This is a genomic window from Nitrospirillum pindoramense, assembly GCF_007827955.1.
Classification (GTDB): Bacteria; Pseudomonadota; Alphaproteobacteria; order Azospirillales; family Azospirillaceae; genus Nitrospirillum; species Nitrospirillum amazonense_B.
This window is the reverse complement of record NZ_VITR01000019.1, coordinates 74,888-96,929: the sequence shown is the minus strand read 5'-3', so window position 1 is coordinate 96,929 and position 22,042 is coordinate 74,888. Positions and strand designations below refer to the sequence as shown.

17 protein-coding genes are annotated in these 22,042 nt (G+C 67.2%); 8 read left to right on the top strand and 9 right to left on the bottom strand.

From position 1 onward, the window contains the following. Positions 1 to 1,809 (top strand): HAD family hydrolase, encoded by a 1,809-nt coding sequence (locus FBZ90_RS24790; protein ID WP_145735895.1) that lies wholly within the window; start codon positions 1 to 3, stop codon positions 1,807 to 1,809. Here FBZ90_RS24790 and FBZ90_RS24785 read toward each other — a convergent pair. The 5 genes from FBZ90_RS24785 to FBZ90_RS24765 all read right to left on the bottom strand — a co-directional run bounded on the left by FBZ90_RS24785 (position 1,790) and on the right by FBZ90_RS24765 (position 6,397). After that, positions 1,790 to 2,995, bottom strand: coding sequence for an AGE family epimerase/isomerase (locus tag FBZ90_RS24785; RefSeq protein ID WP_145735893.1), 1,206 nt, complete (start codon positions 2,993 to 2,995; stop codon positions 1,790 to 1,792). The genes FBZ90_RS24790 and FBZ90_RS24785 overlap by 20 nt on opposite strands. Positions 2,996 to 3,054: 59 nt before the next feature. Beyond that, positions 3,055 to 3,816, bottom strand: a complete 762-nt coding sequence (locus FBZ90_RS24780) for a hypothetical protein (protein ID WP_145735891.1) — start codon at positions 3,814 to 3,816, stop codon at positions 3,055 to 3,057. Between the two features lie 19 nt (positions 3,817 to 3,835). Continuing rightward, positions 3,836 to 4,720, bottom strand: a complete 885-nt coding sequence (locus FBZ90_RS24775) for a hypothetical protein (protein ID WP_145735889.1) — start codon at positions 4,718 to 4,720, stop codon at positions 3,836 to 3,838. A gap of 63 nt (positions 4,721 to 4,783) precedes the next feature. After that, positions 4,784 to 5,539 carry an ABC transporter ATP-binding protein gene (locus FBZ90_RS24770; RefSeq protein ID WP_145735888.1) on the bottom strand — a complete coding sequence of 252 codons (756 nt, stop codon included), beginning with the start codon at positions 5,537 to 5,539 and terminating at the stop codon, positions 4,784 to 4,786. Positions 5,540 to 5,542: 3 nt separating this feature from the next. Continuing rightward, positions 5,543 to 6,397 carry an ABC transporter permease gene (locus FBZ90_RS24765; RefSeq protein ID WP_186456028.1) on the bottom strand — a complete coding sequence of 285 codons (855 nt, stop codon included), beginning with the start codon at positions 6,395 to 6,397 and terminating at the stop codon, positions 5,543 to 5,545. Positions 6,398 to 7,217: 820 nt separating this feature from the next. Here FBZ90_RS24765 and FBZ90_RS24760 point away from each other — a divergent pair. The 4 genes from FBZ90_RS24760 to FBZ90_RS24745 all read left to right on the top strand — a co-directional run bounded on the left by FBZ90_RS24760 (position 7,218) and on the right by FBZ90_RS24745 (position 13,714). Next, positions 7,218 to 9,425 (top strand): TonB-dependent receptor, encoded by a 2,208-nt coding sequence (locus FBZ90_RS24760; RefSeq protein ID WP_145735884.1) that lies wholly within the window; start codon positions 7,218 to 7,220, stop codon positions 9,423 to 9,425. A gap of 153 nt (positions 9,426 to 9,578) precedes the next feature. After that, entirely contained in the window at positions 9,579 to 10,568 is a 990-nt protein-coding gene (locus FBZ90_RS24755; RefSeq protein ID WP_145735882.1) for a nucleoside hydrolase, read from the top strand. A 12-nt stretch (positions 10,569 to 10,580) separates the two neighbouring features. Further along, positions 10,581 to 12,761: a formylglycine-generating enzyme family protein gene (locus tag FBZ90_RS24750; RefSeq protein WP_145735881.1), complete on the top strand. Its 2,181-nt coding sequence runs from the start codon at positions 10,581 to 10,583 to the stop codon at positions 12,759 to 12,761. 305 nt (positions 12,762 to 13,066) lie between these two features. After that, entirely contained in the window at positions 13,067 to 13,714 is a 648-nt protein-coding gene (locus FBZ90_RS24745) for a substrate-binding periplasmic protein (RefSeq protein ID WP_145735879.1), read from the top strand. Between the two features lie 36 nt (positions 13,715 to 13,750). On the opposite strand, the gene FBZ90_RS24740 is transcribed toward FBZ90_RS24745, so the two are convergent. Continuing rightward, complete coding sequence (locus FBZ90_RS24740; RefSeq protein WP_145735877.1) at positions 13,751 to 15,340, bottom strand: hypothetical protein; 1,590 nt, start codon at positions 15,338 to 15,340, stop codon at positions 13,751 to 13,753. Positions 15,341 to 15,611: 271 nt separating this feature from the next. Here FBZ90_RS24740 and FBZ90_RS24735 point away from each other — a divergent pair, with 271 nt between their 5' ends. Further along, positions 15,612 to 16,760, top strand: a complete 1,149-nt coding sequence (locus FBZ90_RS24735) for an NAD(P)/FAD-dependent oxidoreductase (RefSeq protein ID WP_246130857.1) — start codon at positions 15,612 to 15,614, stop codon at positions 16,758 to 16,760. Between the two features lie 57 nt (positions 16,761 to 16,817). On the opposite strand, the gene FBZ90_RS24730 is transcribed toward FBZ90_RS24735, so the two are convergent. The 3 genes from FBZ90_RS24730 to FBZ90_RS24720 all read right to left on the bottom strand — a co-directional run bounded on the left by FBZ90_RS24730 (position 16,818) and on the right by FBZ90_RS24720 (position 19,339). Then, a complete protein-coding gene (locus tag FBZ90_RS24730; RefSeq protein WP_145735876.1) occupies positions 16,818 to 18,020 on the bottom strand; it encodes an MFS transporter in 1,203 nt (400 codons plus the stop codon). Positions 18,021 to 18,200: 180 nt separating this feature from the next. Continuing rightward, a complete protein-coding gene (locus FBZ90_RS24725) occupies positions 18,201 to 18,653 on the bottom strand; it encodes a DMT family transporter (RefSeq protein WP_145735874.1) in 453 nt (150 codons plus the stop codon). Between the two features lie 77 nt (positions 18,654 to 18,730). Continuing rightward, positions 18,731 to 19,339: an AraC family transcriptional regulator gene (locus tag FBZ90_RS24720; RefSeq protein WP_186456027.1), complete on the bottom strand. Its 609-nt coding sequence runs from the start codon at positions 19,337 to 19,339 to the stop codon at positions 18,731 to 18,733. A gap of 300 nt (positions 19,340 to 19,639) precedes the next feature. On the opposite strand from FBZ90_RS24720, the gene FBZ90_RS24715 reads away from it, so the two are divergent. Next, entirely contained in the window at positions 19,640 to 20,791 is a 1,152-nt protein-coding gene (locus FBZ90_RS24715) for a D-alanyl-D-alanine carboxypeptidase family protein (protein ID WP_211102304.1), read from the top strand. Between the two features lie 123 nt (positions 20,792 to 20,914). Then, a complete protein-coding gene (locus tag FBZ90_RS24710; protein ID WP_145735870.1) occupies positions 20,915 to 21,940 on the top strand; it encodes a YeiH family protein in 1,026 nt (341 codons plus the stop codon). The last annotated feature ends 102 nt before the right edge of the window (positions 21,941 to 22,042 follow it).

Below are 22,042 nucleotides of genomic sequence, written 5' to 3'. Positions count from 1 at the left end.
ATGCAGGCTACCGCTGCGGCTGCCGCCACTATGGTCCCGGCCGATGGCGTGCGGGACCGGGATGAAGGCGTGGCCCTGGCGTTGCGTCAGGCCGTGGCGGCCGCCGACGCCGTCTCCTTCGATTTCTTTGATACGCTGTTCTACCGCGTCGTCGACACTCCGGAAGATGTGTTCGACATCATTGGTCGTCGCTTCGGCCTGTCTGATTTCCGGGCCCAGCGGAAGGCCGCCCAGACCGAGGCGTTCGCCCGCATGCTGAAAGCGGGGCGCAAGGAGATTTCACTGGCCGGCATCTACGAATGCCTGCCCCTGGACCAGGCCCTTGTGCGGTCGCTGCAGGCGGCGGAGTACGCGCTTGAGCTGGACGTCATTCGCCCCGACCCCACGGTATTGGCGGCACTCCACCATGCGCTGGACCAGGGTAAGCCCGTGGTCATCACCTCCGACATGTATTTGACGGAGCCCTTTTTCCGCGAGGCGCTGGAGCGTTACGGCGTCCCGTCCGTGCCGCTCTTCATCTCCAGCACCTGTGATGCGACCAAGCGCGACTTCGGCGATCTTTTCGACTTGGTGGCCGACTATCTTCAGGTGCCTCGCGCCCGGCTTCTGCACATTGGCGATAATCCTCGCGGCGACATTGAACAGGCCGGTGCCAAGGGCCTGGCCACCTTCCTCTACCAGCGGGAAACGGTGGCGGCTGCGGCTGTCCGGGCCGACAGCAGTGAGGTGCCGACGGGATTGCGGGGACTGGGGTATAGCCTGGGCGGGCCGTGCGCCGTGGCGTTCCTGGACTGGATGGAAAGACAGGTACGCCAGGACGGCATCGACCATGTGTTGTTCCTGGCCCGTGACGGCTATGTCATGGACCGTATCGTTCGCGAAAACCCGGGGGCCTGGGACCTGCCGCAGTGCAGCTATTTTGGTGGTTCCCGCACCACCTATACCTTGGCCGCCATCACCGACCAGAATTTCACGACTTATCTTCCCTTCTTCCTATCCGGATCCGATGGCTTGTCGCCCTACGAGGTGCTCGAGCGCATCGGTGTGCCGGCGCCGGCGCCAGAGGTGATGCGGCAGTACGGGCTGGGTGACGATGTCCTCTTGTCGCCGGCCCTGCATGCCCGCATGCATGCCTTCCTGCACGAATACCGCTTTGAGATTCTGGCGATTTGTCGGCGCAACCGGCGCGGCCTGTTCAACTATATGAAGGAACTGGGGTTCCGGCGGGGTACCCGCGTCGCGCTCGTTGATGTGGGGTGGCACGGCACCACGCAGGAGGCGTTCGAGACGGCGATCCAGCCCATGGTCGATCTGAACGTCCAGGGGTATTATTTTTGCCTCGCTAATAGCGCGGACAGCGCGCGACGCCGACAGCGGCATGCCATGAGGGGGCTGTTTTCCACAGACAGCGTTGCCGACAGCGTGGTGCGGCGCCTTTACGATAACCGGGTGCTGATCGAACTGTTCTTCACCGCCCCGCATAATTCCATCATCGGGCTGGAGCCGGATCCTGCTGGTGTCCGTTGGCTGGAGGACGGGCGCTTCGACACCAAGGGGGAACTGTCCGCGGCTGCGGCGGCCGTCGCCGAAGGCATGCTCGCCTACGCCCGTGACCAGGTGGTGGCGCGCACGGCGGGTTCGGATGCCGCAACCGACAAGACCCTGCCCCTGGAAACCGCGTGGCGGCTGGTGGACCAACTGAATCGGCCGCAGAAGACTTTGGCCGATACCATTGCCGACCTTAAGAATTTCGACAATTGGGCGGCCACTCGCAACAAGGACGCGTTGCTCAAGGACGTATTATGCTGAGGTCTCCGCTGCTGGGCAGACGGCCGGCTACGCCGCCTGCAGCTTCCATTGCCGCCAGGAACAAGTGATAGGGTGTACTGCCGGGTAGGTCGCGCATGGTCGGTGCGCCGGTTTCATCCTGGGTTTCGATCCAGCGCCCGTTCGCGGGATCCAGGAAAACGGCATTCAGATGGCCGGCCAGACGCTCCGCCAGGGCGGCGGCGTCGTCGCCGGCAGGCGTTCCGCTGTGTCGCCGAGCTTGCGCCAGCGCGGCCTTGATCGCCTCGGCGACCGGCCAGATCCGACGGGTCCGCAGCAGAGGCGCCCCCTGCGGATCCATCTGGTCCATGATTCCACCGTCGGCCAGGAAGCCATGGGCGACGGCCTTGTCGAACAAGGCGTCAGCCAGCCGCAGCACCGTGGCGTCGCCGCCCTGCCGCACATAGCGGTCCAGCAGCCAGGCCCATTCGAAATGATGCCCGGGCTCCACGATGTGGCCGGTGGCGGGATCAGGGCGCCAGTCCTGGGTGAAGAATTCACCCAGGGTGCGGGTCGTCGCGTCATAAAAACGGCTACGGAACAGACCGACCACGATGCCGGCTTCGGTCAGCCAGGTCTCGTCGCCGGTGAACTCGTGCAAGGCCAGCAGCGCTTCCAGCAGGTGCATGTGTGGGTTTTGCCGCCGCAGGGCGCCGTTCAATGCCCAATCGGCGGCTGCCCCTTCCGCAAGGCCGCCCCATCCACCATCTGCCAAGGCTGGCATCGCCAGCCGGTCCCGCATCAGGCCCCAGGTTTCCTGCGCCAGCGATATGGCCTTCGGTGCCGCGAAGGCCGCGTGCGCATAAGCGAGCCCGAACAGGACAAAAGCGTGGCCGTAAAAGTCCTTAGACCCGTCCAGGGGCTGGCCATCTGGCTGCGCCTTGAAGAACCAGCCGCCATGACGCGCGTCCCAGAAATGGCGAACCAGGAAGTCGTATCCGCGCTCGGCAGCCGTTTGGCCGCTCCGCTCGCCGGCCAGGGCCGCATGGGCCAGGACGTACAACTGCCGTGCCTGCACCATGGACCGCTTGTAGCCCATGGGCAAGGGCTGTTCCGCCGCGTCCAGGCGCTCATGGAAACCGCCCTGGCCCGCGTCGGCGAACCTATCGCGACACAAGGGCAGCAAACGCTCCAAGGCATAGCGGGTCAAGGCGACAGTCGGCAGCATTGGGGGACCTGTCTCGATCTCGTTGAAAGTTCATCCCGATCGGTTTCCGCCGCGACGCCCTAGCTACGCGGTGGCACCGCCATGGTGAAACTCAGGGTCATTCTGTCCGCGTCCCGCGGAACCGCAGCGGGTGGGGGGGCGGGCCGGTGGTGATGTTGGTTCGCAGGCACGTTGGAGGACGGTGCTGGCTGCTCCGTGGCTTGGCCATGCACGGTCAGCACCGGCAGGCCGGCGCGTCCCACCAACTCATATAGTGTCGGCTGGGCAGAGGTCAGCGCGGCGCTCGCCTCCAGCGCCTGGATGCGGGCGACGGTTTGCGGGGCCAGGCCGTTGGCCGGAGGCGTGGCCTTGATGACCGCGGCGTCCACACGCTCAACCGGGGCGATGGTCGGGCATGCACCGGCGGGCACGTCGGGCGTATCGGCCTTGCACGTCAGATAGCGGGCCAGAATCGTCGCCGCTATGGCCATTCTCTCACGGCCCTCGGGCTTCAGCGCCGTGGCGTCGGACGCGAAAAACTGGGCGGCCGGCAGCGTCAGGGTGCCATTGGCGGCATCCGCCGACGCCTCGATCCGCTGGGCCTGCAAATCCTTGAGCAGCGCCTCGATCATGCGCGCGCGCTCTTCCATCAGCTTGGCGATGGTTTCCTGATAGGCCTTTTCAGACTGTTCATCCTTTGACTGGGGCGTTTCATCGATGTTGTACATCGATAAGGCCATCAGCATGATCAGGAAGATGAAGACGATGCCGGCCATCAGGTCGGACATGGAGGCGAAATAGCTCTCCTGGTCGTCCCCGTGTGCCCTGGTTCCCCGTCGCATGGCCGCGTTCCCGCCTTACCTAGGACGCCTGCCCCGCCGCCGTATCCGGCAGAGGGTTGGCTTGGGGGGCGGTCGCCGACGCGTCGCTCCCGTCCTGCGCCCAGTTGCCCAACAGCCGGTGGGCGGAGATCAAGGGGAAACACAGCTCGACGGCACGGCACAGATCATCCAGTGCCGCCTGCACTTTGCGCTGCCAGTGCCGGACGACGACGGATGTCACCAGAGAGGCGCCGATGCCGACTACCGAGCTGACGAACTTCATGGTGGACGCGGCCAGCAGTTGGCCCAGGGCCTGGCGCGCCTGCGCCAAGTCGCCCATCTGCAGGCCCTTGCTGGCGAAGTACAACCCGGCCACTAGGCCCAGGAAGGTGAACATCAGGCCCACGCCCACGAAATAATTGGGCAGCGCCACGTAGAACCGGAAATCCAGACCGCGGCTTTCCATGGCTTCCATGGAAAAATATTCTTGGGGCCGGATGGTGGAGTAGGCGCGCCGCTGGGGGCCATGGCCGGCATCCAGCAGCGTGGACTCGAACATCCGCCATTCATCCATCAGCAGCGGGCTGGACTCCATCAGCCGCTTCATCGACGCCGACCGGCGGTCATTGGGCTCCGCCATGATCAACATGGCCGACGCGGTGACCGACTTCAGGGTCTCCAAGGTACGCCGCACCTGACCGGCCCAGAAGCCAGCGAGAAGGGCGAAACAGGCAACCATCATGCCCGCCGCCAGCACCAGGGCGAATTCGGGCTGGCCGAACAGCGCTAGGTAAACCACCGCCACCGGCTTGGCCAGTTCACGGATCGTCAGGAAGAAGGACGATGCGTCACCGCCTTGGGCCAGCTTGAACCCAATAAGGGCCACGGTGACGGCGATGCCCGCCCAGACGTATTTTCTGACCATGGTCGGCGGCGTTTTCCAGAATGTCGAATGGGATGTGGACAGGGCGACCGACGCCCTCGGGCGTCAGGTCTCAGCCAACGACTGTTGATAGACCGCCGCCACTTCGGCCAGGGGACCGTAAGCGATGACGTTGCCGTTCCGCAAGTACAGCCCTTTGTTGCACCACTTCTCCAGCAATTCCAGGGAATGCGAAGCCAGGACCATCAGGCTGGAGCGCTGCACGAAATCCTCCATGCGCTTCTGGGCTTTGGCCAGGAAATGGCTGTCGCCTGCGGCCAGCCATTCATCCATCAGCAGGATTTCGGGCTCGACGCAGGTGGACGCCGCGAAGGCCAGGCGCAACATCATGCCGGCGGAATAGGTGCGGACCGGCATGTCGATATACGGCCCCAGTTCGGTGAACTCGACCACCTCCTCGACATGGACCTGCATATCCTTGGGATGGATGCCCATGTACATGCCGCGCAGCATGATGTTCTCACGGCCGGTGGCATCCGGGTTCATGCCCATCTGCACGTCCAGCAGCGCGGAGACGCGGCCCTGGGTGTGAAGGGCGCCGCTGGTCGGCTCATAAATCCCGGCCAGAGTCTTGAGCAGCGTCGTCTTGCCGGACCCATTCGGGCCGATCAGTCCCACCCGGTCGCCCTTGTCGATCGTCAGGGTCAGATGGCTCAGGGCGCGGACCAGGATACGATTGGCGGCGTCACGAGCGAGGTTGGTGCCCATCGGCGCCGAAAACAGCGCCTTCTTCAGGGAGCGACCGTTCGCCTGATAGATGGGGAATTCAACCGTGAGGTCTTGCAAATGCAGGGAGGCCATAAATCACACCCAGTAAGCGATCCGGGACCGGAAGCGGCTGAAGAAAACGGCGGTCACCAACAACCCACCCACGGTCATGGTGCCGACGATCTGCCATGAGTAAGGGGCGAACGGTTCGCCCAACAATGGTGCGCGGACGACGTCGATGGCGGCGAACAGGGGGTTGAAGTCGCCCACATGTCGATACTTGCCCAGTGTTTCCACGGTCCAGAACACAGGCGTCACGAAGAAAATGACCTGAAGCAGCGCCGCCACGATTGGCGGGACGTCACGGAACCGGGCACTGAGCATGCCCAGCAGGATGCTGATCCAGAAACCGTTGATGCACAGAAGGACCAGGCCCGGGATGACCATCAGCGCTTCCCAGCCGATGCCGTGTCCCATCATCAGGAAGACGATGGGGATCAGGACGGCGTTATGGCCCAGGATCAACAGGTTGCGGAAGACGCTGCGCAGCACATGCACGGTATAAGGCAGGCGAACCTGCTGAATGGCGTGCTGCACCGACATGAAGGCGGAGCAGCCATCCGTGATTACCGATGAAATGAACTGCCAAACCAGCAGGCCCAGGGTCAGGAAGGGAACATAGCGTTCCGGATCCAGATGGAAGATCTGGGAATACACGAAGCCCATGGCCGCGATCATGATGGCGGTGCTGAACGTCAGCCACAGCGGGCCCAACACGGAGCCACGATAACGCAGGACGATGTCCTGCATGGCCATGGCGCGCCAAAGCCAATGCTGGTTCATGCCATTGGCCAAGTCGCGCAGGGCCAAGCGTCCCCGGTTGGGCGTCGCGGGCCTGTTGGTCTGGACGGGACCCGCCTGGGCGGAAAGCGGCTTACCGGCGACTGTCATGGGGAACGCGGCTCCAAAACTAATCTCACCATGCTCTCGGTCCCAGATACGGGCTGACCGGACTTCCTGCCACCCGGCCACGGCGGGATGTCCGTCTGCCGGCCTTGGGGCAAGATGACCAAAGGGCGGGCACGCCTTGAGCATCCCGCACGCCTTGCCGAAACATCCGAAGCCGAAGGCGTGACCATGAGCACTGTTATCGCTGAGGGGGTACCATAACCCCGTCCCCCTGTTCCATCTTAAAACCTCAAGCCTCCTCGCCACGGGTCGCGTGGCCAAACACGCGGACGCCGGGCGTCGACAGTGGCCAATGCCCCGTCGTGCCGGGATGGTGGCCGACTGCACTCATATAGTGTGGCTATTGTAGGGCGCCCGGGGGATGAAGCGCCGGTGCGTGGCTGCGGGGTGGGCAGGGGTTGTGTCGGCTGCCTATAAATTGCGCATACGTTGGGTGCCGCGCCTAAGGCATGGGCAGCGTTTTTCCTGCCGTGCCTGCCTGCCAGTCGATTTTCCTTGCGCATCTGCGGCAATTTGAAACTGGCGCCTTTCTTGCTAGTTGCAGGGCAAAGCAAGGGCGTGGGTGCCGCATTGCGGCAACACTCGCGCATCAAATACGCGCATCCCCGCAAAATTCTGATTGGTCTTCGCTTTCTTGTTGGATTTGAAAGACCTTCAGGAGTAGTGGGGCTGCCACAAACAAAATCTGCCATGTACCCTCCCCCGGCTGGCCACAGCCTAGCCTTTAGGGCGCGGGGGCCGGCGCGACGGGCAACGCAAAAGCAGGTTCGCCAAGGGCCTGGAAAAAGTGAAGGGATTGAGCATGATGAGGGTTGAGAAGAGCCGCGGGCTGAAGTCCGCGCTGCTGGGTATGTCGGCATTGAGCCTCTTGGGGCTGGCCACCGTGGCGCAGGCCGCCGCAGCTGACGACAATTCCGACAAGCTGGACGAGATCATCGTGTCGGCCGAGCGCCGGCCGGCGCTGGAGCGTGAGGTGCCCATCGCCGTCACGTCCATCAGCGGTGAGAAGCTGGACGTGCTGAACTCCAGCGGCATGGACATCCGCTTCCTGGCGGCGCGTACCCCCAGCCTGCAGGCGGAGTCGTCCTTCGGCCGTACCTATCCGCGCTTCTACATCCGCGGCCTGGGCAACGCCGACTTCGACCCGAACGCGTCGCAGCCGGTGTCGGTGGTGTACGACGACGTCGCCATGGAAAACCCCATGCTGAAGGCCTTCCCGGTCTTCGACGTGGGTGCGGTGGAAGTGCTGCGCGGCCCCCAGGGCACGCTGTTCGGCAAGAACACCCCGGCCGGTGTCGTCAAGATCGACAGCGCCAAGCCCAGCGACACCTTCGGTGGTTTCGCCGACCTGACCTACGGCACCTATGACACGGTGAACTTCACCGGTGCCGTGGGCGGCCCCATCGTCAAGAACGTGCTGAAGTACCGCGCCTCGGTCAACCTGCAGCGCCGTAACGACTGGGTGCAGAACGAGGATATCTCCACGAAGAACGACACGGACTTCGAGGGTTACCGCGATCTGGCCGGCCGTTTCCAGCTGGAATACACGCCGAATGAGAACCTGGATGTCCTGCTGAACGTCCACGGCCGCCAGCTGGACGGCTCCGCCCGCCTGTTCCGCGCCAACATCATCCAGAAGGGCACCAACGACCTGGTCCCGGGCTTCGACATCGAGAAGGCCAACCAGGATGGCGCCAACCCGCAGAAGCTGAACTCCTTCGGCTCCAACCTGCACATCGTTTACGACGCCGGCCCCGTCACCGTCACCTCGGTCAGCGGCTATGAGCGCGCCAACGTGTTCAGCCGGGGCGACATCGATGGCGGCGTGCCCTCCGACGTGCCGTTCTCGGTGGAAACCGGCGGCTACAACTCCCCGCGTGAGCTGAGCCAGGAAGTGCGCTTCGCCTCCAACGACCTGGGGCCGTGGCTGCTGCAGGGCGGCCTGTACTACTTCAACTCCTACCTGGCCGGTAAGGACTACGACTACATCACCGCCACCGGCGCCATCGACGACCAGGTCCGCCACAAGGACCGCAGCGAGACCGACGGCGTCTTCGGTTCGGTGAAGTACAAGGTCACCGATGCCCTGACCCTGGGCGGCGGCGTGCGCTATTCGCACGACAACAAGTCGGTCGAATCCATCCGTGACTTCGGCTACACGGGTCCCATCTACCTGCGCACCAGCGTCAACGGCGGCAACGCCTCCTGGGACGTGTCGGCCGACTACGCCATCAACAGCGATGTCAACGCCTTCGTCCGCGTGGCGACCGGCTACCTGGCCCCGTCCATCCAGGACCGTATCACCTTCGCCAACGCCACCTCGACGGCCAAGGCCGAGACCACCATCTCGTATGAGGCGGGCGTCAAGTCGTCGCTGTTCGACAAGCGCGCCAGCTTGAACCTGACCGGCTATTACTACGATACCAGCGACATGCAGCTGACCGCCGTGGGCGGCGCCAGCAACACCGCCCGCCTGCTGAACGCCGACCATGCCATCGGCTACGGCGTGGAACTGGAGATCGAGGCCAAGCCGGTGGAGCACATGCTGGTCACCGCCGGCGGCAGCTACAACCACACGGAAATCCAGGATCCGAACGTGTCGGTCGCCACCTGCGGCGGCGGCTGCACCGTGACGAACGCGCTGAACGCCCAGGGCAACGCCCTGCTGAACGGCAACCCCCTGCCTGAGGCGCCCAAGTGGATCCTGAACGCCACGTTCCGCTATGGCGTGCCCGTGGGCCTGGATGGCGAGGTGTTCTTCTACACCGACTGGGCCTACCGCGGTGAAGACAACTTCTTCCTGTACACGGCCAAGGAGTTCACCGGAAAGGCTTTCCTGGATGGTGGCATCCGCGTCGGCTACAAGAACGATGCGGGCTATGAAGTCGCCGCCTTCGTCCGCAACGTGCTGGACCAGGTGCGCGTCATCGGCGCCATCGACTTCAACAACCTGACGGGCATGGTCAACGAACCCCGCATCATCGGTGTTCAGGCCAAGTACTCGTTCTAAGACGGTGTCGCGCAATCCCGGCGGCGGCGGGTCCGCCGCCGGGTGATCGTGATACATGCAGTTCAGGCAAGGGCCCGGCCGTGGCAGCGGCGGGTCCTTGTTCCTATGTGCCCCGTCGCGGCGGGGACCCGTCCCGTCTGTCGGGGAAGACCCATGACGCGCTCCATGCTTCGCATCGCCTTGCTTTTCCGGATGCTCTGCGCCGGTGCCGCCTGCGCCGTCCTGCCGGCCGCTCCCGGCATCGCGGCGCCCGCCGCGGCGGAGAAGGTCATCATCGACACCGACATCGGCGATGACATTGATGACGCCTTCGCCCTGGCCGCCGCGCTGAACGATCCGCGCCTGGACATCCTGGGGATTACAGCGGCGTGGGGCGACACCGGCTTGCGGGTGCGCCAGCTGCAGCGCTTGCTCAGCATCGCCGAGCGGGCCGACATTCCCGTGGCGCAGGGTCCTGCCACGCCCAACACCACGCCCTATACGCAGAAGCGTTGGGCGGAGGGACAGCCGGTTCCGGCCGCGCCCGCACCATCCGCGGTGGATTTCATCCTGGATCAGGCGCGCCGCCATCCCGGCCAAGTGACGCTCATTTCCCTGGCGCCGCCCAGCACCCTGGGCGCCCTGATCGACCGTGACCCCGCCGGCTTCGCCAAGCTGAAGCGGGTGGTGATGATGGGCGGCTCCGTCTATGCCGGCTATGACGACACCGGCTATGGCCCGCTGAAGGGCCCGACGCCGGAGTACAACATCTTTTCCGACATTCCCTCGGCCAAAAAGCTGTTCACCAGTGGCGTGCCCCTGGTGGTGATGCCGCTTGACAGCACCCGGCTGAAACTGGACGAGGTGAAGCGCGACCTGCTGTTCGCCGCCGGCACGCCCATGACCGACGCCCTGGCCCTGATGTACCACCAGTGGCGCCACCTGAACGGCTGGGGCCAGATCACCCCCACCCTGTTCGACCTGGTGCCCGTGGCCTATGTGCTGGACCCCAAGCTGTGCCCCACCACGCCGCTGCGTCTGGTGGTGGGCGACAAGGGCGAGACGACACCGGCGGCGGGCCCCGCCAACGCCCAGGTCTGCCTGAAGGAAGACAAGGAAGGCATCCTGGACCTGCTGATGAACGGCCTGCTGGCCCAGCACTAGGGGGGACAGCCCATGCGCCGCCTGCTGGCCGCCGCTTTTCTAGGCACGCTGTTGACCGGCACCGCCGGGGCGCAGGACACCCAGGCGGTGCCGTACGGCAGTTGGAAGCAGCCGATGATCACCGGTCCCGCCTGCCTTGCCTGGCGGGAAGCGTGGGAGGGCGGGACACGGGACTGCACGGCGGCCGATTACGAGTCCTGGCTGGACGATGTTCGCCACTGGCACCAGGAACGCCGCATCCGCATCGGTTACGACCCCGCCCGCTATGACGATCCCCGGCTGGCCTGGACCCGCACCAGCTTCGTCCAGACCCAGATGATGGTGGAGGATCGTTATTTCTATGATCCGGTTGCCGGGCGCTACACCGTCGACCGCTACCTGGATGATCTGACGGCCCGCTTCGGCGGCATCGACGCCGTGCTGCTGTGGCCCGATTACCCCAACATGGGGATCGACGATCGTAACCAGCTGGACCAGGTGGCCAACCTGCCGGGCGGGATGCCCGCGGTGAAGGCCATGGTGGCGGATTTTCACCGCCGGGGCGTGCGCGTGCTGCTGCCCATGATGATGTGGGACCAGGGGACGCGGGCGCCGGCCCAGCCCTGGCCGCAGGCCATCGCCGCGTTGGCCCGGGAAATCGGTATCGACGGTATCAACGGCGACACCCAGGATGGCGTGCCGCTGGCCTTTTCGCTGGCAGCGGACAAGGCGGGCCGTCCCCTGGCCTTCCAGCCAGAAGGGGTGATGGCGGATGAGGCCGTGGCCTGGGACCTCATGTCCTGGGGCCAGTACACCTTCGCGCCCGTGCCCAAGGTCGACCGCTACAAATGGCTGGAGCCCCGGCACATGGTCAACATCTCGGACCGCTGGGCCCGGGACAAGACCGACGACCTGCACTACGCCTTCTTCAACGGCGTCGGCTGGGAAGCGTGGGAGAACGTGTGGGGCATCTGGAACGGCATCAGCCCCCGCGATGGCGAGGCGATGCGCCGGGTGGCCACCCTGGAACGGGGCTTGGCGCCTCTGCTGTCCAGCCCGGACTGGCAGCCCTTCTACCCCACCCGCGCCGCCGGCGTGTACGCCAGCCGCTGGCCCGGCGCCGACGGCCGTGTGGCCTGGACCATCGTCAACCGCAATGACCATGCCCTGGACCAGACAGTGCTGGACGTGCCGGCGGGGGGACCGGCGCTGCGGTATTTCGACCTTTACCATGGCGTGGAACTGACGCCGCGGCGGGAGGGCGATCGGCTGCTGCTATCCTTCCCGTTGGAGGCCCAGGGCTTTGGCGCCGTGCTGGCCCTGCCAGGCGCGCCGGACGCCGCCACCCTTGGCCTGATGCGGACCATGACGGCGATGACGGCCACTGATCTGGCCAGCCTGCCGCGCACCTGGGCGCCGCTGCCTCAGCACCTGGTCGATATCCCGGCCACCGCTCCCGCCGCCATGGCGCCCGAGGGCATGGTGGAAATTCCCGCTGGCGACTTCACCTTCCGCGTCCAGGGCTTGGAGATCGAGGGCGGGACCAGTGCCGGCGTCGATGTCGCCTACCCCTGGGAGGGGGAGGCGCGGCGCTATCATGAACATCGGCTGTCGCTGCCGCGCTTTTTCATGGACCGCTTCCCCGTGACCAACGCGCAATTCAAGCGCTTCCTGGATGCCAGCGGCTACCATCCCAAGGACGACCGCAACTTCCTGAAGGACTGGACGGGCGGCAGCTATCCCGCCGGCTGGGACGACCGGCCCGTCACCTGGGTGTCGCAGGAGGATGCGCGCGCCTACGCCGCCTGGGCGGGCAAGCGTCTGCCCCATGAATGGGAATGGCAGTACGCCGCGCAAGGGCAGGACGGCCGCCGCTACCCTTGGGGCGACGCCTGGCGGGATGACGCCGCGCCGGTGCCGGAACGGGGCCGCGCGGTGCGGCCGCCCGACGCCGTGGGTAGCCATCCGGCGGGGGCCAGCCCCTTCGGCGTGCAGGATCTGGTGGGCAACGTCTGGCAATGGACGGACGAATACCAGGACGACCACACCCGCGCCGCCATCCTGCGCGGTGGCAGCCTGTATCAGCCCCAGGGCTCCATCTGGTATTTCCCCCAGGCCTATCGCAACGACCAGCACGGCAAATTGTTGCTGATGGCCCCGTCGCGCGACCGTTCGGCGCTGGTGGGGTTCCGCTGCGTCAGGGACGCGGGCTGAGGGGCGATCCTACCCTAAGGCGCGCTTACCGGCCGGCTCCGCCAGGTGTACCCTTTTCCCCGCCCAGTGCCCCAGGGGGTGGCGGTTCTGGGAAAAGACGGGGGGACCGTGTGGAACGGCGTTGGCGACATCGGCAAGGCGGATCACCGCGGCTGCGGCGTCGCCATTGCGTTGTCCTCCTGCTGGCCGTGGTGCTTTGCGCCGCGTCCGGCGCGCGCGCGAACCCAGCGCCCGCCGGTCCACCCGTTCCCGTCCAGGAATTGCACGTCCCGCGCCATGGCCCGTTCGACGCCAAGGCCCCCAGCATGTGCGATGAAATCCTGCAGGCTTTGATTCGGCAGGCATCCGGCGTGCGGCTGGTATGGTCCACGGACTGGCTGACCCACGACCGGGCGGTCCAGGAATTGGCCGCCGGGCGCCTCGATTTCGACTGCGGCTATTACCGGACGGCGGCGCGCGAGACGCGCGTGCTCTATTCGCGCCAGCCCGTCCTGAGGCTGGAAACGGTGTTGGCGGTGCGCGCCGGGGACCCGGCCGCCATCACCTCCTTCGCGGAACTGCGCGCCGCCCTGGTGGATGGGCACGACACCGTTCTGGTCAACGCCGGCTCCGCCTTTCTGGACCGTCTGCACAAGGCCGGCATCGACGACCGCCACATCGACGCCTGGGGTGCCCACAGCGATACCAACCTGCGCAAGCTGATGAGCGGCCGTGGCCGCTTCTACATCTTCCGCAACCCCGGCCTGACGGAAACCCTTCGGAACAATGGGTGGGAGGACCGCGTCCGTATCCTGCCCCAGCCGCTGGCGGTGGATGACCAGTACCTGGTCTTTTCCCCCCACCTTGATCCGGAGGTCCGGGAACGGCTGGAGGCGGCCCTGGCCCGCCTGGTCGCCGACGGCACGCTGGCGCAAATCGCGTCCCAGCATGGGGGCCACCCGCCGGGCCTTTGACACCCGTCCGGGGGAACGGAGGGCGTCGTCAGCCCTTCAGCCCGCGTTCCCCAGCCGGCGTTCCTCAGCCAGGGTGACGAAGGCCACCAGGTTGGCATCCCGCCAATGCTTGGTTCGCCGCAGTTCGTTCTGCGCCTTCGTCAGCAGGGTGCTGATCAGGGTGATCTCGGCGCCGGTCAGGGGGGTGGCGTCGCGCAGGCGATCCGTCGCGGTTTGCACCAGCCCCTGGTCCAACAGGGTCATGCTTTCGCGCAAGTCGGCACCCACGGCCTGCGACAGTTCCGCCGCGCGCACCGCCTGGCCCAGCCGTTCCCGGCTGTCGCCCACCTCGGTGCGGGAAAAGGCCGCGCGGTAGGCATCCGTCAGATCCTCCACCAGCCGGTCGCGGAAATCACTGTAGCGGGTGCCCCAATGCAGGCTGCGCGTCAGGGTGTTGCGCCACCGCATGGTGTAGCCCAGCGCCCAGGCCAGTGCGGCATGGTCCAGCGCCGCCCGGCCCTTGGCGTGCGCCGTGACGGACACCCGGGTGGACAGATAGGGGTAGAGGGTGCCCTCCACCTTCTTGATCATCGTGTCCAGGTTGCCATGGGCCAGGCTGGCTTCCCGGCCATCCCGCAGCATGTCGAATTCATCGAACAGGGTCAGCAGGTCATCCAGGTGGATCAGCTCGCGCTCCAGCAGCTCCCGCCGGTCGGACGCCACCACCAGGGGGCGGCGGGCGACCTCGCCAGCGCCGGCCAACTGGCCCAGCTCATCGGCCAGCACTTGGCAGGTGCGGGCCAGATGGCGTACCAGGGCCGACAACAGCACGGGTTGCCAGTCGGTGGGGCCCTGCACCAGATAACCGCTCATCTGCCGGTAGGCGCGGTGGCGGTTCAGCAGCACCAGGGGCATCAGCAAGGCCAACTGGGCGGCCTGGGCCTGTGGCACCGATGGTGGCTGGAACGCCAGCACGGTGGCGGCGCCCTCGGCCCCGCCACCATCGTCGTCGCTGTTCAGGCCCAGGACCAGGCGGCTGTAATGACTGCCATTCTCCAGCAGCACATTCAGCAGCGACAGATCGGCCGCCGTCAGGGGCCGGGGGACGAAGCCCAAGCCCTTGCGCGTGGCCTCCGCCCGGCGCCAGGCGTTCATCGCCTCCAGCAAATCCTTGGTGGCCGCCCGATCCTGCAAGGTCTGGTTCAGGCGTGCCGCGGCGGCCACCCGCAGCTCTTCCCGTAGGGCCAGGGCCTTGGGCGTGCGCAGCACCACGAACAGCGGCTGTTCCTGGGCCAGGGCCGACAGGGTTTCATCAACCGAGCGACTCAGCGGCGCCAAGGGCTTGGCCGCCAACGCCGACCACAGTCCCCCCACATCCAGGGGATGGATGCTGCCCGGGCAATGGAACTCCTCCCGCAGCAGCCACGGGTCGCTGGTCAGGAAGGGCTCGAACAGCTGGGTGAACTGTCGGCGCGCGTGGGCCTGCCGCTGGGCGTTCAGCTTCTGGATCAGGGCGCGCCGCACCACCGCCCGGCTCTGGTCGGGACTGGCGTCGACTTCCTCGAACAGCTTGCGCGCGGCCTCGGGCGACAGCCGGTCCACCAGGTCGCTCAGGGTGCGGGCGCGCTCTTCCTCCGCCGGGCTCATGCCCCGCCTCGATGGCCGCGGTGGCGCGCCGTGCTCAACCCCATGCTTCCAACCTCATACCCCCCAACCTCACACGGCGAGCGCCGCTCGCGTCCCGTCCACCGGCGATATTTCCGGCAGGTAAACCAATCTGGCCCAAGGTAATACGCCCTGGGTTGTTGGCCGACAATTATCTTAAAGGTTCGGGCCTGGCGACGCCGGAGACCCGACCGCTCCTGCGGCATTGCGCGCGGCCCCGTCGGCCGGGCAGATTTGCCGGGACGCGGTTCTGATGCGTGACGCGGAAAAAGGGGAGCCTGGCATGGCGGTGACGGACACCGATTTCGACGGGATCGTGGTGGGGGCGGGGGCCGTTGGCCTGGCCTGTGGCCGCGCCTTGGCCGCGCGTGGCCTGACCGTGGCGGTGCTGGAGGCGGAGGAGGCCATTGGCCAGGGCATCTCCTCCCGCAATTCGGAGGTCGTCCACGGCGGCCTGTATTATCCCACGGGCTCGCTGCGGGCCCGGCTCTGCGTCGCCGGGCGGCGCCTGCTCTATCCCTTCCTGGATGCCCACGGCGTCACCTACGACAAGTGCGGCAAGCTGGTGGTGGCGACGGAGGCGGCGGAGCTGCCCCGGCTGGAGGGCATCCTGCGCCAGGCCCAGACCAACGACGTGGAGGGCATGCGCTGGCTGTCCGCCGCGGAGGTCCATGCGCTGGAACCGGAGCTGCGCGCCGTCGCCGCCCTTCTTTCCCCCGAAAGCGGCATCTTCGACAGCCATGGCTACATGGTGGCCCTGCGGGGAGAGATCGAAGGTGGGGGCGGCGCCGTGGTCACCGGGACGCCGGTTCTGGGGGTGACGCCGCTGGACGGCGGGGGCTTCAGCGTGCGCACCGGCGGGCGTGACCCCTACGCCGTCACCACCCGCCTGCTGGTCACGGCGCCCGGTCTCTCGGCCCAGGACGTGGCCGCCAGCATCGAGGGCTTTCCCGCCACCCTGATCCCCAAGGCACATTACGGCAAGGGCAGCTATTTCGCGCTTCAGGGCGGGGCGCCGTTCCGGCGTCTGGTCTATCCACCGCCCATTCCCGGGGCGCTGGGCGTGCATTATCGCCGCGACCTGGGCGGGCAGGGCCGCTTCGGGCCGGACCTGGAATATGTGGATGCGCCCGACTACAGCGTCGATCCAGGCCGGGCGGATGGGTTCTACCGCTATATCCGCCGCTTCTGGCCCGGGTTGCCCGATGGCGCCCTGGTGCCGGACTATGCCGGCGTGCGGCCGAAGATCCATGGTCCTGGCGAGGCGCAGCCCGATTTCCGCCTGGATGGGGCGGGTGTCCATGGCCTGCCCGGACTGGTGGCCCTGTTCGGGATCGAAAGCCCCGGCCTGACGTCGTCGCTGGCCATCGGTGAGGCTGTGGCCGACATATTGGGTGTTTGAGAAAGCGGCGGCCGAAGGGGGCGACCGGCAGGGCCGCCCCCCCTTCCTTCACGACGATCAGACGGTCAGCACCTTGCGGGTGCGGCCGGCGGCCAGGGTCGCGCCGGCCAGCGCCAGGACCGCCGCCACGCCGCTGGCGATGGCCAGGCCCAGGAAGGCGCTGAAGACGTCGCCGAAGCGATGCGTCAGCGTGGTGACGACGAAGGAGCTCAGGAACTGGCCGACGAAGAACGACGCCTGCCACAGCCCCGTGGCCCGGCCGCGGATTTCGAACGCCAGTCCGCGCAGGGCCCAGGTCAGCAGGGTCGGCAGGATCAGGCCGCAGCCGAACTGCGCCAGGGCCACGGAACCCAGCAGCCAGCCATGGCCTGTCACCAGCCCCATGCCGGTGAAGCCCGCGCCGCACAGGGCGAACGCCATCAACAGCAGCACGGCTACCGGCAGGCCGGACAGGCGCTGGAAGACCATGGTGCCGACCGGCACCGCCAGGCTGGCCGCCGCCGTCATGCCGCCGATGGCGGCCGGGTCGGTGATGCCCCGGCCGGTCAGCGCCAGGGACAGGTCCACCTGCACGGTATAGAACAGGACGGCGGCGAAGATGGTGATGGCGCAGATGCCGCCCAGGCGGGCCCAGGGGAAGGGCACGTTGCGGTGCGCCTCCGGATGCAGGATGACGTCCTCCGTCTCCTCCGGCTCCCAGGTGAAGAAACGGATCCCGGCCAGCAGCAGCAGGCTGCTGGCGTAGACGATGAAGGGCGCCCGCCAGCTGATGCTGCCAAGGGCGCCACCGATGACGAACAGCGCCACGGCGGCGACGGAGGCCACGGCGGTTTGCGCCGCCAGCCACTTCTCCCGCTGGTGCCCCTTGAAATAGTCGCCGATCAGGGTGGTGGTCAGGGTCATGACGGCGGCCTCCGTCACGCCCACCACCACGCGGCTGGCCAGGATGGCCCAGAAATTGTCCAGCACCAGGGGGGCGACGCCGCAGATCGCGTACAGCAGCATGGACAACATCAGCGGCCCGCGCCGGCCGAAGCGGTCGGCCAGCCAGCCGGCGGGGGCGGAGAACAGGGCCACGCACAGCGCCGGCGTGGTCAGGATCATGGGCACCCAGTAGTCGGCCTGGGGCATGTCCTTGAAATGGTCCAGCATCTGGGGCAGCACCGGCGCCAGCACGACGACACCCATCACCGACATGGTGCTGGGCAGCAGCAGCGCCAGCCCTTGCGCGAGGCCGGCCGTCCGGTTTTCGGAAGCCATGGTAAAACATCCTCCCTGGGGATCGGGCGCGGGCGCCCATCCGTTATCCTCCTGTCATGTCCGGGGTGGGCTTTTCCCGCCGGCCTCCGAACCATGGCGCCCCTAAACTAGTGGGGGACGGGTCGGGCGGTAAAATCGGGCTTTGCGATATCTCGGCATCGGCGGCGCCGACGGCTGGCCTTATCGGCGCACCAGCAGGACGCCCAGCACCAACAGGCCGGCCCCCAGCAGGCGCAGGGGGCCGGCCGGGTGCGGCGTTATGCCCAGGGCGCCGACGTGATCGATAGCCACCCCGCACAGCATCTGCCCCACGACGATCAGGGCCAGCACCGTGGCCGCCCCCAGCCGGGGAATCATTAGGATGGCGGTGGCGATGAAGGCGGCGCCGAACAGCCCGCCGGTCCAGGCCGGCCAGCCGGCACCCCGCAGGGCGGCCAAGCTTGGCCGGGGACCCGGGGCCGCCAGCGCCACGGTCAGCATGGCCAGCATGCCGACGAGATAGCTGGTGAAGCCCGCCCACCACGGCGATCCCAGGGCGGCCCGCAGGTTGGCGTTCAACACCTGTTGCACGGCAAGGCTGGCGCCGGCGGCGATAACCAACAGGCAGGACAGCAGGATGGCGGGGGCGGGCATGGCCGGCGGCCTTCTTTCGGGGACGATGCCGCAGCGATAGCAGGGGATGGGGGTGGCCCTATAGAACGGGTGTGACCTCAGCCCGCGCGATAGCGTCCTGGCGTCACGCCGAACATCCGGCGGAAACAGCGACCCAGATGGCTCTGGTCGGCGAACCCCGCCTCCGCCGCCACGGCGGCGATGGCCTCGCCCTGGCGCAGCAGGCCGCGGGCGGCGTTCAGCCGTTCCAGCAGGCGGAATTCCTGGGGCGGCAGGCCGTGGAGCCTCTTGAAGCGGCGGGAATACCCCTCGCGGCTCATTCCCGTCCGATGGGCCGCCTGGGTTATCGTTTCCCAGGGGGCCGGCGGCATCTCCGCCAACGGCGGACTGCCCGGCATCAGGTAGAAATTGGTGCAGACCACCCCGGCGGGGCTGGGCAGCGACCGGTGCGGCGTCCCGGCCGGAATGCGTAGGGACTGGCCGGCGGCGACCTCCACCAGCGCGCCCCCGATGACGAAGCGGCGGACGCCCGCATGGACCCGGGTTATCTGGTCCTCCGCATGGAAATGGGTGGCCAGGGCGACCTCCCGCCCGCGCACCGTGCCCAGCTCGACCATCGCCGGGTGGACCGTGGCGTCGCTTCCCGGCCGCCAATAGCGCCAGAGGCCGGACGGGTCGCACGATGACGGGATGGGAATCGGATCCATGGGTCGGGGCCTCCTGCTCATGACCATGGCCGTAAGGGGCCGGATGCGCAATGGCGGGCGTGGGGGACCGGTGGCCTCGCCATGCCCGGTGATTCACGCTTTATCTTGTTGCGTCATCTTTATCCTCCCCAATACCTGGACAGATTCCGCCGAATCTTCTACCCCTAGGCCAGTATTCGAAAAGCCGGGGCCGCGGGTGGCCCCGGCCCCTATCTGGATGAGATGTGGACGAGCGGATCGCGTGCTTTCCCCTGGGCTAAGGGGGCATAGGTCCGCCTAAGGGGCGAGAGGAGCGGCACGGTGGCATTTGAGGGGGCGATAGGGGCGGCACGGCGTGTTCTTGGCCGGCTGGGGGCTGTCATCGCCACGATCGGGGCGGTTGTCGCCGGGTTGGCGGTGCCGCACCCGGCGCAGGCGGGTTACGCGTCCCTGGTGGTGGATGGCGGCACGGGGGCGGTGCTGAACGCCGTCAACCCGGATGAGCCGAACCATCCCGCGTCTCTGACCAAGATGATGACGCTCTACCTGACCTTCGAGGCCATCCACCAGGGGCGCCTGCATTGGGAGGATGAGCTGCCGGTGTCGCGCAACGCCGCCAACAAGGAACCGACCAAGCTGGGGCTGGAGGTGGGTCAGACCATCAGCGTCAAGGATTGCGTCCTGGGCATGATCGTCATTTCCGCCAACGATGGCGCCACCGTGGTGGGCGAGGCGCTGGCCGGCGGCAGCGAGTCGGTGTTCGCCCGCATGATGACCGACAAGGCCCGTCAGCTGGGCATGACCAACACCGTCTTCCGCAACGCCTCCGGCCTGCCGGATCGGGAGCAGGTGACGACGGCGCGCGACATGTCGCGCCTGGCCATGGCCCTGCATCACGATTTCCCCCAGGACTACCACTACTTCGCCACGCGGGAGTTCGACTTCGAGGGCCGGCATCTCACCGGCCATAACCGCCTCATGTACCGTTACCCGGGCATGGACGGCATGAAGACGGGCTTCACCAACGCCTCCGGCTCCAACCTCGTGTCGTCGGCCGTGCATGATGGGCGCCGCCTGTTCGGTGTGGTGTTCGGCGGCAGCAGCGCCAAGGCTCGGGACAAGCTGATGGAAACCCTGCTGGACAACGCTTTCGCCAACCGTGACACCGATCCCAAGCTGGTGGCGCTGGCCGCCGGCCGTCCCCTGGCCCGGATGGCGCGCGCCCGCGGCACCGGCCGTGTCGCCCATGCCGGCCGCGCCCGCGTGGCCCATGCGTCGGTGGCGCCGGTGCAGCGGCGTGGCCATGCCGCCGCCCACCGTCGCGTGGCCTCCGCCCATGCTGGCAAGCATGCCGGCAAGCATGTGGCCGCCAAGGGCCATACCCACGGCAAGGCGGCCAAGGTGGCGGGCCATGCCGGCAAGTCCAAGGTCGCGGCCAAGGGTCACCACCACCGCAAGGTTGCTGCCGAATGATCTAAGAATCAGATTAATATCAGCGGAACTATCTGTTGGAATGGTTTGTGTGAAATAGCGATGTTCAGGGGGCGCGGGTCCAGTCACAGGGCCCGCGCCCTTTCTTCATCAAGGCATCGCATCATGGCCCATACCGCCGACATCGCCGCCCCCCGCTGGCCCGCCCTGGCCTCCGCCACCCGCCTGGTACCGGGCCTGGGCTATTGCCTCATCCCGGCGATGGCGGGCTTGGCCCTTCATCGCGTGCCGGCCCTGGGGCTGTTCAGCCCCATGATCCTGGCCGTGGTGGTGGGCATGGCGCTGCGCAGCGCGGTCGGCCTGCCGAGGGCGACGCAGGCCGGCGTGACGTTCGTGCTGAAGCGCCTGTTGCGTATCGCCGTGGCCCTGCTGGGCCTGCAGCTGACGGCCGCCCAGGTCGCGGCGGTGGGTCCCACGGGCGTGGCCATCATCGCCTTCAGCCTGGTGGCGACCTTTGTCTTCACCAAGACGGTGGGACGCTGGCTGGGCGTGCCAGCCCCCCTGGCGGAACTGATCGCCGCCGGCACCTCCATCTGTGGCGCCTCGGCCGTGGTCGCGGCCAACACGGTCACCCAGGCGGATGATGAGGATGCGGCCTATGCCGTCGCCTGCGTCACCGTCTTCGGCAGTATCGCCATGCTGAGCTATCCGGCCCTGGGAGCGGCCCTGCACCTGGCGCCCCGGGCCATCGGCCTGTGGGCCGGCGCCTCCATCCATGAGATCGCCCAGGTGGTCGCCGCCGCCTTCCAGTCCGGCCAGCAGGCGGGCGAGTTCGGCACGGTGGCCAAGCTGACCCGTGTCGCCATGCTGGCCCCCCTGGTGCTGTCCCTGAGCGCCCTGCGCCGCCGCCGCGAAGGCACGGGCGGCAAGCCCATGCCCATGCCGTGGTTCATCCTGGGCTTCGTCGCCCTGGTCGCCCTGAACAGCCTGCACGCCGTGCCCGCCGTGGTGAAGGACTGGGCCCCCGGCGTCACCACCAGCCTGCTGACCCTGGCCCTGGCCGCCATGGGCCTGCACACCCACGTCGGCCGCATGGCCGCCAAGGGCTTCGCCCCCCTGGCCCTGGGCGCCCTGGCCAGCCTGTTCATCGCCGGTCTCAGCCTGGTGCTGATCGTGACGGTGTGGGCGTGACACGCCCTGTCACCCCGACCTGACGTGACTCATAGCGTAGCGCCCGTACCGATCTGCATACCTTCGCGAAGAAGAGTGTCCGGCACCGCAGCTTGCCCGCTT

Bases quoted from the DNA above. Each gene is read 5' to 3' on its own strand.
- FBZ90_RS24725 (WP_145735874.1), bottom strand. From the start codon at position 18,653: ATGCCCGCCCCCGCCATCCTGCTGTCCTGCCTGTTGGTTATCGCCGCC.
- FBZ90_RS24720 (WP_186456027.1), bottom strand. From the start codon at position 19,339: ATGGATCCGATTCCCATCCCGTCATCGTGCGACCCGTCCGGCCTCTGG.
- FBZ90_RS24755 (WP_145735882.1), top strand. From the start codon at position 9,579: ATGACGCGCTCCATGCTTCGCATCGCCTTGCTTTTCCGGATGCTCTGC.
- FBZ90_RS24745 (WP_145735879.1), top strand. From the start codon at position 13,067: ATGTGCGATGAAATCCTGCAGGCTTTGATTCGGCAGGCATCCGGCGTG.
- FBZ90_RS24770 (WP_145735888.1), bottom strand. From the start codon at position 5,539: ATGGCCTCCCTGCATTTGCAAGACCTCACGGTTGAATTCCCCATCTAT.
- FBZ90_RS24775 (WP_145735889.1), bottom strand. From the start codon at position 4,720: ATGGTCAGAAAATACGTCTGGGCGGGCATCGCCGTCACCGTGGCCCTT.
- FBZ90_RS24740 (WP_145735877.1), bottom strand. From the start codon at position 15,340: ATGAGCCCGGCGGAGGAAGAGCGCGCCCGCACCCTGAGCGACCTGGTG.
- FBZ90_RS24710 (WP_145735870.1), top strand. From the start codon at position 20,915: ATGGCCCATACCGCCGACATCGCCGCCCCCCGCTGGCCCGCCCTGGCC.
- FBZ90_RS24765 (WP_186456028.1), bottom strand. From the start codon at position 6,397: ATGACAGTCGCCGGTAAGCCGCTTTCCGCCCAGGCGGGTCCCGTCCAG.
- FBZ90_RS24790 (WP_145735895.1), top strand. From the start codon at position 1: ATGCAGGCTACCGCTGCGGCTGCCGCCACTATGGTCCCGGCCGATGGC.
- FBZ90_RS24735 (WP_246130857.1), top strand. From the start codon at position 15,612: ATGCGTGACGCGGAAAAAGGGGAGCCTGGCATGGCGGTGACGGACACC.
- FBZ90_RS24750 (WP_145735881.1), top strand. From the start codon at position 10,581: ATGCGCCGCCTGCTGGCCGCCGCTTTTCTAGGCACGCTGTTGACCGGC.
- FBZ90_RS24730 (WP_145735876.1), bottom strand. From the start codon at position 18,020: ATGGCTTCCGAAAACCGGACGGCCGGCCTCGCGCAAGGGCTGGCGCTG.
- FBZ90_RS24785 (WP_145735893.1), bottom strand. From the start codon at position 2,995: ATGCTGCCGACTGTCGCCTTGACCCGCTATGCCTTGGAGCGTTTGCTG.
- FBZ90_RS24760 (WP_145735884.1), top strand. From the start codon at position 7,218: ATGATGAGGGTTGAGAAGAGCCGCGGGCTGAAGTCCGCGCTGCTGGGT.
- FBZ90_RS24780 (WP_145735891.1), bottom strand. From the start codon at position 3,816: ATGCGACGGGGAACCAGGGCACACGGGGACGACCAGGAGAGCTATTTC.